General features: G+C 45.2%; 8 protein-coding genes. 4 read left to right on the top strand and 4 right to left on the bottom strand.

What is annotated here, in order from left to right:
- The first annotated feature begins 97 nt into the window (after window positions 1–97).
- The 4 genes from BCT81_RS13485 to phaC all read left to right on the top strand — a co-directional run bounded on the left by BCT81_RS13485 (window position 98) and on the right by phaC (window position 4,457).
- Window positions 98–838: an SDR family oxidoreductase gene (locus tag BCT81_RS13485; RefSeq protein WP_102424741.1), complete on the top strand. Its 741-nt coding sequence runs from the start codon at window positions 98–100 to the stop codon at window positions 836–838.
- A 25-nt stretch (window positions 839–863) separates the two neighbouring features.
- Window positions 864–2,075 (top strand): acetyl-CoA C-acetyltransferase, encoded by a 1,212-nt coding sequence (locus tag BCT81_RS13480; RefSeq protein WP_102424740.1) that lies wholly within the window; start codon window positions 864–866, stop codon window positions 2,073–2,075.
- Between the two features lie 132 nt (window positions 2,076–2,207).
- Window positions 2,208–2,555, top strand: coding sequence for a phasin family protein (locus BCT81_RS13475; RefSeq protein ID WP_008219299.1), 348 nt, complete (start codon window positions 2,208–2,210; stop codon window positions 2,553–2,555).
- Window positions 2,556–2,630: 75 nt separating this feature from the next.
- The gene (phaC, locus tag BCT81_RS13470; RefSeq protein WP_102424739.1) at window positions 2,631–4,457 is read left to right on the top strand and encodes a class I poly(R)-hydroxyalkanoic acid synthase; all 1,827 of its coding nucleotides are present in this window, start codon (window positions 2,631–2,633) and stop codon (window positions 4,455–4,457) included.
- Window positions 4,458–4,577: 120 nt separating this feature from the next.
- Here the strand turns inward: phaC and BCT81_RS13465 are convergent, their stop codons facing one another.
- From BCT81_RS13465 to napA, 4 genes are all read right to left on the bottom strand, one after another.
- The gene (locus BCT81_RS13465) at window positions 4,578–4,715 is read right to left on the bottom strand and encodes a TIGR02808 family protein (protein WP_010430103.1); all 138 of its coding nucleotides are present in this window, start codon (window positions 4,713–4,715) and stop codon (window positions 4,578–4,580) included.
- 11 nt (window positions 4,716–4,726) lie between these two features.
- Window positions 4,727–5,305: a NapC/NirT family cytochrome c gene (locus tag BCT81_RS13460; RefSeq protein WP_008219293.1), complete on the bottom strand. Its 579-nt coding sequence runs from the start codon at window positions 5,303–5,305 to the stop codon at window positions 4,727–4,729.
- A gap of 29 nt (window positions 5,306–5,334) precedes the next feature.
- Entirely contained in the window at window positions 5,335–5,790 is a 456-nt protein-coding gene (locus BCT81_RS13455) for a nitrate reductase cytochrome c-type subunit (protein WP_008219291.1), read from the bottom strand.
- A 109-nt stretch (window positions 5,791–5,899) separates the two neighbouring features.
- The coding region (napA, locus tag BCT81_RS13450; protein ID WP_241908203.1) for a periplasmic nitrate reductase subunit alpha at window positions 5,900–8,241 on the bottom strand (2,342 nt) is incomplete at its 5' end.

Below are 8,241 nucleotides of genomic sequence, written 5' to 3'. Positions count from 1 at the left end.
GTTTAATTAAAGCAAAACGAAAGTTTAATTATCTAATAAGACATTATCTTATTAACATCATTGTTATTTAAATTGCTTATAAGGGATGGAACCATTAATGAAAAAACTTGCTTTAATTACAGGGTCAAAGGGCGGTATCGGATCGGCAATATCATCTAAGTTAGTCGCAGACGGATATCGTGTGATTGCGACGTACTTTACTGGAAACTACCAGTGTGCATTGGATTGGTTCAATGAGAAAAATTTTACTGAAGACCAAGTGCGATTATTTGAATTGGATGTCACGAATACTGAAGAATGTGCATTGAGCCTAAGCAAGTTGTTAGAAGAAGAGGGAACGATAGATGTTCTCGTCAATAACGCCGGCATTACACGTGATAGCGTGTTCAAAAAGATGAACGCAGAAGCGTGGAAAGAGGTTATCGAAACGAACTTAAACAGTTTGTTCAACGTGACTCAGCCACTATTCGCTCCTATGTGTGAGAAAGGTAACTGCCGAGTGATCAACATTTCTTCAGTGAACGGTCTTAAAGGTCAATTCGGACAAACTAATTACTCGGCGGCTAAAGCGGGAATGATTGGTTTCTCGAAAGCCTTAGCTGCAGAAGGCGCTCGCAGTGGCGTAACAGTGAACGTGATTGCCCCTGGCTACACTGCAACGCCAATGGTTGAGCAAATGAAGCCTGAAGTATTGGATTCAATCAAGAACCAAATCCCAATGAAACGTTTAGCAACGCCTGTGGAAATTGCCGAAGCGGTTGGTTTCCTAGCCAGTGAATCTGGTGCATACATTACAGGCGAGACTTTGTCTGTAAATGGCGGTTTGTACATGCACTAATGGCGAAACTGACAGGAATTGAATAATGGAAAAAGTATTTATTGTTGCAGCGAAACGAACACCAATCGGTTCATTTACGGGTTCATTGAAAAACGTTAGCGCGGGTGAATTAGCTGGCGTCGCAATTAAAGGGGCTCTGGATTCAGTAGATCTTCCCCTAGATGTCATTGATGAAGTGATCGTAGGTAATGTGATTTCAGCAGGGCAGGGCATGGGTGTTGCACGTCAGGCTTCTATCTACGCAGGGCTGCCTGAAGAGACTCCAGCCTATGGTGTCAACATGATCTGCGGTAGTGGTATGAAATCAGTCATGGACGCTGCAGCTCATATTAAAGCTCAAGATGCAGAAATCGTGGTTGCTGCGGGTGTGGAAGTGATGTCTCAAATCCCTTTCGTGGTTCCGCCAAGTATTCGTAACGGACACAAGATGGGCGACATTTCGATGAAAGATCTGCTTGTTGGCGATGGTCTGACGGATGCGTTCAATCATTACCACATGGGTGTGACAGCAGAGAACATTGCGAATGCATTGAATATCTCGCGTCTTGCTCAAGACAACTACGCGCTAGAAAGCCAACAAAAAGCGGTAGCTGCAATTGAAGCAGGTAAGTTTGCTGAGCAAATTGTGCCTGTTGAAGTGAAACAGCGCAGACAGACCGTCACCTTTGATACCGATGAATATCCGAAAGCGGATGCAACGTTCGAAGGTTTGCAAAAGCTTCGTCCTGCATTCGACCGTGAAGGTACTGTAACGGCGGGCAACGCTTCAGGTATCAATGACGGTGCGAGTGCAATCATCTTGGCATCAGAGAGTGCTGTATCGAAATACGGCCTGACACCACTGGTCGAGCTAACAAGCTACGCACAGTCTGGATTAGACCCAAAGATCATGGGCTTAGGTCCAGTAGAGGCCGTGTCTAAAGCGCTGGATAAAGCGGATTTAACACTCGAACAAGTTGATCTGTTTGAATTAAACGAAGCGTTTGCGGCGCAAGCGCTTGGCGTGATGTATCAGCTTTCTGAGCAGCACGATCTGCCATTAGACGCTTTTAAACCAAAAGTGAATGTTAACGGCGGCGCGATTGCCCTAGGTCATCCTCTAGGAGCGTCAGGCAACCGAATCATTGTGTCACTCATCCACGAAATGCTTGAGCAAAAGACCAGTTATGGCGTTGCTTCACTCTGCGTCGGTGGGGGAATGGGAACCGCTGTTCTGCTTAAGGGTATTGAAGGTTAACGCCGGATGTATCGTTGGCAAGCTAAACAATTTATCGCTGCAGTCTACAAGGTGCGTTAGCAAACCATCGCACCTTAACTGAAACGATATCAGTACCAATTTACTACACTATGTATTCATCAGGAGTTACTTATGTACACGGATATTTTTAAAACGATTACTGACCAAACTGAAAAGCAATTTGAACCATACTTCAAGTTCAACAAGTTGGTTGCAAAGAACGTTCAAACAATGACGGAATTGCAGATGAATGCGATGCAGACTTACACGGATATGGGTCTTGCTCAAATGAAAGCAGTAAGTGAAATTAAAGATGTGAATAGCCTTACGGCATTCAACAGCCAGCAACTAGCAGCGTTAACTCAACTCTCTCAACAGATGATGAGTGACAGTGCTAAGCTTCAAGCTGTGGCTAAAGAGTTCAAAGAAGATGTTGAAACACTAACGACTGAAAACTTGAAAACAGTTACACCTGCATAAATAAGATCGCCATCGAGTCAGCACAGTGTTTACTGTGAGGCTCGGTGGCGATTTTCCGATTATTGGAGTCATGTTATGTTTCAACACTTCTTTTCGGACTACCTTGTTAAACTTCAACAAACGAACCAGCAATGGTGGGAAAACTTTGAACAAAACAAGGAAGCCGCGCAATCTCCCCTAAATCAAGCGATGCAAGAGTTGAATTTTGATGATGCGTCAAAAATCTTCGAGCAAGCCGCTAACCAACCCGCCGTTCTCCTTCAGTTACAATCCCAGTGGTGGGAACAGCAACTTAAGATTTGGCAAAATGCCGCACTGATGGGTAATACCGAAAGCGTCATTACTGAAGAGCGCAGTGATAAACGCTTTATTGATGAAGCGTGGAAAAATGACCCGTTTTACAGCTTTATCAAGCAGTCTTATTTGTTATTCAGCAAAAGCTATATAGACACCATTAATTCAATCGAAGGCATAGACGAGAAAACCAAGGAACGTGTGGCGTTCTTTTCACGTCAGGCTATCAATGCTCTTTCTCCTAGTAACTTTATTGCGACTAACCCAGAGTTGATGAAGCTAACGCTTGAGCGCAATGGTGAAAACTTGCTAGATGGGCTAGAGCAGCTACAAGCTGACGTTGAAGCGAGCGCGGATATCCTCAAGATCCGTATGACCAACAATAATGCCTTCCGATTAGGTGTTGATGTTGCGAACACGGAAGGTGATGTCGTTTTTCAAAATGATCTGTTCGAGCTTATTCAATACTACCCAAAAACACCTCAGGTGAACGCGACGCCTTTGTTGATCGTTCCTCCGTTCATCAATAAGTACTACATTCTCGACCTTCGTGAAAAGAACTCAATGGTTCGTTGGTTGCTTGAGCAAGGGCACAGCGTCTTCATGATGTCTTGGCGCAACCCAGGTGAAGCGCAAAAAGACTTAGAGTTCGGTGACTATGTCACGGAAGGCGTAGCTAAAGCCGTGACGGCAATTGAAGACATCACGGGTAAAGAGCAAATCAATGCTGCAGGTTACTGCATTGGTGGTACTGTTCTCGCTTCAACGGTCGCTTACTATGCTGCTAAAAGAATGAAGAAACGCATTAAAACCGCGACCTTCTTTACGACTCTATTAGACTTCTCTCAGCCGGGAGAGGTTGGCGCATATATCAATGAAACGATCATTAACGCTATTGAGAAACAGAACGATGCGAAAGGTTTTATGGATGGTAGGTCGTTGAGTGTGACGTTCAGTCTGCTGCGTGAAAACAGCTTGTACTGGAACTACTACATTGATAACTACCTAAAAGGCAGCAGCCCAATGGAGTTTGATCTATTGTACTGGAACAGTGACAGTACTAACGTTGCCGCTAAGTGTCATAACTTCCTACTACGAGAGCTGTACCTTGAAAACAAACTGGTGCAAGACAAAGGCGTGAAGGTGGGCGGTGTCTGGATCGACCTTAATAAGATCAAAATACCAAGTTATTTCATCTCTACCAAGGAAGACCATATCGCACTTTGGCAGGGGACTTACCGCGGTGCACTGAATACGGGTGGTAACAAGACGTTTGTACTCGGCGAGTCTGGTCATATTGCAGGCATTGTTAATCACCCAGACAAGAAAAAGTACGGATTCTGGCTAAACGATAACTTGGATGATTCTGCAGACGAGTGGCTATCGAATGCGACTCACAATGAAGGCTCATGGTGGACTCACTGGAATCAATGGCTGCAGGGTTTTGAAGCAGGTGAGAAAATCGAACCGTTTAATCAAGGTTCTGAGCTGCACCCTGTAATTGGCAAGGCGCCGGGTAACTACGTAAAACAGGTACTTCCTATCGTCGATAAAGAGAACGTTGATATAGAAGTCGCAGAGAAAGACGTACCGGAAAGTGAAGCCTAAAGTACGTATACGTATTTGAAAGTACAGAACGTCAAACAATAAAAAGGCCACTGAACTCAGTGGCTTTTTCGTATCAACCTATCTCAAAAATAACTGATAGCGTTGATGTAATGTCGATTCTTAATCGATTTCTTTGTCTTTACCCATGGATAAAATCCAAAGAGATACGGCTGCAACACCTGCGAAACCGCCAAGAATGATAACTGGCATAGCGCTGTAACCTAGGATGTGCCAAATTACGCTTTCTAAAGTACTCATTCAATCGCTCCTTATTGCCAGCCTTCAACGCCGTGCATGTCTGGTAGTTTATGTGCGATACCTTTGTGGCAGTCTACACATGTCTTCTCACCAGAAGCCAGCGCTGTTGAGTGTTGTTTCGCACTACGAGGACTCTGTTCGGAGAAGTCCATGTAATCGAACTGGTGACAGTTACGACACTCAAGTGAATCGTTCTTCTTCAATCGAGCCCATTCGCGTTCAGCTAAGTGATGACGGCGCTCTTTGAATTTCTCAGGCGTATCAATCGTCTTAGAAATAAAGTGAGCATATAGCTCTTTTGATGCTTGAACTTTACGAACAATCTTATCCGTCCACTCATGCGGTACGTGGCAGTCTGAACAGATTGCACGAACGCCTGAACGGTTAGAGTAGTGAATCGTCTCTTGGATCTCTTCAACGATAGGTGCGTGACAGCCAGAACAGAACTCTTCTGTATTGGTTGCTTCCATACCCGTGTTAAATGCACCCCAGAATAAAAGACCACCAGAGAACCCCAAGAAAAGTACAAGGCCTACGGCTGCTTTACTTGGAGTTGTCAGTCTTTTCCAAAACGCTTTCAATAATTTCATATAATAGCCTCTCTACAATACGGCTAAGATTAGCGTAGTGAGTCAACAGGTTTGAACTCGTTCTCTACTAATGGTTTCGCATTAGCTTGAGGAACGTGACACTGCAGACAGAAGTAACGACGAGGTGAAACGTCAGCAAGTACTGCATCTTCACGGTTCATGTAGTGAGTAACACTAATTTTTGTTGCACCCATCTCTTTCGCATTTTTCCAGCTGTGGCAAGACAGACACTTGTTTGCATTCAGAGAGACTTCGTAGCTACGGATATTGTGAGGTACCAATGGTGGTTGGTATACGTAATCGCTCTCAAGCACTTGGTCGCGAGGGTACTTTTTGAAGTCGTCTGCTGCGCGCGTTGCTTCAAGTTCACTTACACCACGTAAAGACTCTACGCCACCAATGCCGCCTGGGTTATCCAGTTCAGCTTGAGCCACGCCAGCTAGCAAAAGACCAGCTGATAGTAGGGCAGTAATCAGTTTTTTCATGTTAATTTCTCCGCCTAAAGGCTAATTCTTTGAGAGGACTACTTTTTCTAAATGATGAAAAAGTAGCCGCAATATTAAATACTTAAGATCGTTTCTCTAAGCCTAGGGCTTAAGCAACTTTAGTGATCTTAACTGGACACTTCTTGTAGTCCGTCTGTTTAGACAGAGGATCCGTTGCATCCAAGATCAACTTGTTGATCAGAATTCTTGCATCAAAGAACGGTACGAATACCAAGCCTTGTGGTGGACGGTTACGGCCGCGAGTTTCAACACGCACACGAACTTCACCACGTTTGTTTTCGATAAGAACTTCATCACCACGGCGTAGGCCACGAGCTTTAGCGTCAGCAGGGTGCATGTAACAAAGTGCATCCGGTACTGCTTTGTAAAGTTCTGGTACACGACGAGTCATAGTACCTGTGTGCCAGTGCTCAAGAACACGACCTGTACATAGCCACATATCGTATTCATCGTTTGGTACTTCTGGTGGTGCTTCGTATGGAGCATTGATGATCAGTGCTTTACCATCTGGCTTGCCGTAGAAGTCCCAACCAGAACCTTTCTTAGCGTACGGATCTGAACCTTCTTTAAAGCGCCATTGAGTCTCTTTACCGTCAACAACAGGCCAGCGTAGGCCACGTACTTTGTGGTAAGTGTCGTATGGTGCTAAATCGTGACCGTGACCGCGACCAAAGGCTGCGTACTCTTCGAATAGACCTTTTTGAACGTAGAAACCTTGTGCTTGTGCATCGTCGTTAAGCTCTTGAGCTTCAGACAGAGGGAAAGCATCAACATTGCCGTTTTTGTAAAGCACGTCGTACATGGTTTTGCCACGTAGTTCAGGTGCTTTAGCTAGAAGCTCTTCGCCCCAAACTTCTTCAATAGTGAAGCGCTTAGAGAACTCCATGATTTGCCATAGGTCAGACTTAGCTTCACCTACCGTTTTCACTTGTTGGTACCATGCTTGTGTACGACGCTCAGCGTTACCGTAAGCACCTTCTTTCTCAATCCACATTGCTGTAGGAAGGATAAGGTCAGCCGCTTGAGCTGTTGCTGTTGGGTACGGGTCTGAACAAACAATGAAGTTATCTGGGTTACGGTAACCAGGCAGACGCTCAGTGTTGATGTTTGGACCAGCTTGCATGTTGTTGTTACACATTACCCAGTACGCGTTGATCGTACCGTCTTTTAATGCACGGTCTTGAGCAACAGCGTGTTTACCAGGTTTTGGTGGAATAGTGCCTTCTGGAAGTTTCCAGATGTCTTCTGCAATCTTACGGTGTTTAGGGTTAGCAACCACCATATCTGCAGGTAGACGGTGAGAGAACGTACCTACCTCACGAGCTGTACCACACGCAGACGGTTGGCCAGTTAGTGAGAATGGGCTGTTGCCTGGAGTAGAAATCTTACCCGTTAGAAGGTGGATGTTGTACACAAGGCTGTTCATCCATACACCACGAGTATGTTGGTTCATACCCATTGTCCATAGAGACATTACTTTGATGTTTGGATCCGCATATTGCTTCGCAAGCTTGATCAGGTTCTCTTCAGATATGCCTGACATTTCCGATGCTTTTTCTACTGTGTACTCTGCAACTGCTGCTTTGTACTCTTCGAAAGTGATTGCAGTCATTGCACCTGAGTTAGGGTTTGCTGCTGCTTTCTGTAGTGGATCGTCATCACGAAGGCCGTAACCGATGTCAGTTGTTGCCTGTTTGAAGTGCGTGTGCTTGTTTACGAAGTCCCAGTTAACCGCATCGTTTTGAATGATGTAGTTTGCGATGAAGTTAGCGATCGCAAGGTCAGACTGAGGGTTGAAGATGTAACCAGTGTCAGCAAGCTCAAAAGAACGGTGGTAGTACGTAGACAGTACGTTTACTTGAACGTGTGGGTGGCTTAGACGACGGTCTGTAATACGAGTCCATAGTACTGGGTGCATTTCTGCCATGTTTGAACCCCACAGTACAAATGCGTCTGCGTGTTCAAAGTCATCGTAACAACCCATTGGCTCATCGATACCGAAGGTACGCATGAATGCACCTACCGCAGAAGCCATACAGTGACGAGCGTTTGGATCGATGTTGTTTGAACGGAAACCCGCTTTCATCATCTTAACGGCTGCGTAGCCTTCCATTACTGTCCACTGACCAGAACCGAACATACCAACACCTGTTGGGCCGTTCTTCTTAAGAGATGCTTTCCATTTCTCAGCCATCACGTCGAACGCTTTGTCCCAAGATACTGGTGCAAAATCACCATCTTTATGGAACTCGCCATCTTTCATACGAAGAAGAGGCTGTTCTAGACGGTCTTTGCCGTACATGATTTTTGAAAGGAAGTAGCCTTTGATACAGTTAAGACCTTTGTTTACCGGTGCTTCTGGGTCGCCTTGAGTCGCAACCACTTTGCCATTTTGAGTACCTACTAGTACCGAACTGTAGTGGCATAGTG

This window comes from Vibrio sp. 10N.261.52.A1 (assembly GCF_002876325.1).
GTDB lineage: Bacteria > Pseudomonadota > Gammaproteobacteria > Enterobacterales > Vibrionaceae > Vibrio > Vibrio chagasii.
The sequence above is the reverse complement of the archived record's forward strand: the minus strand, read 5'-3'. Positions and strand labels throughout refer to the sequence as shown.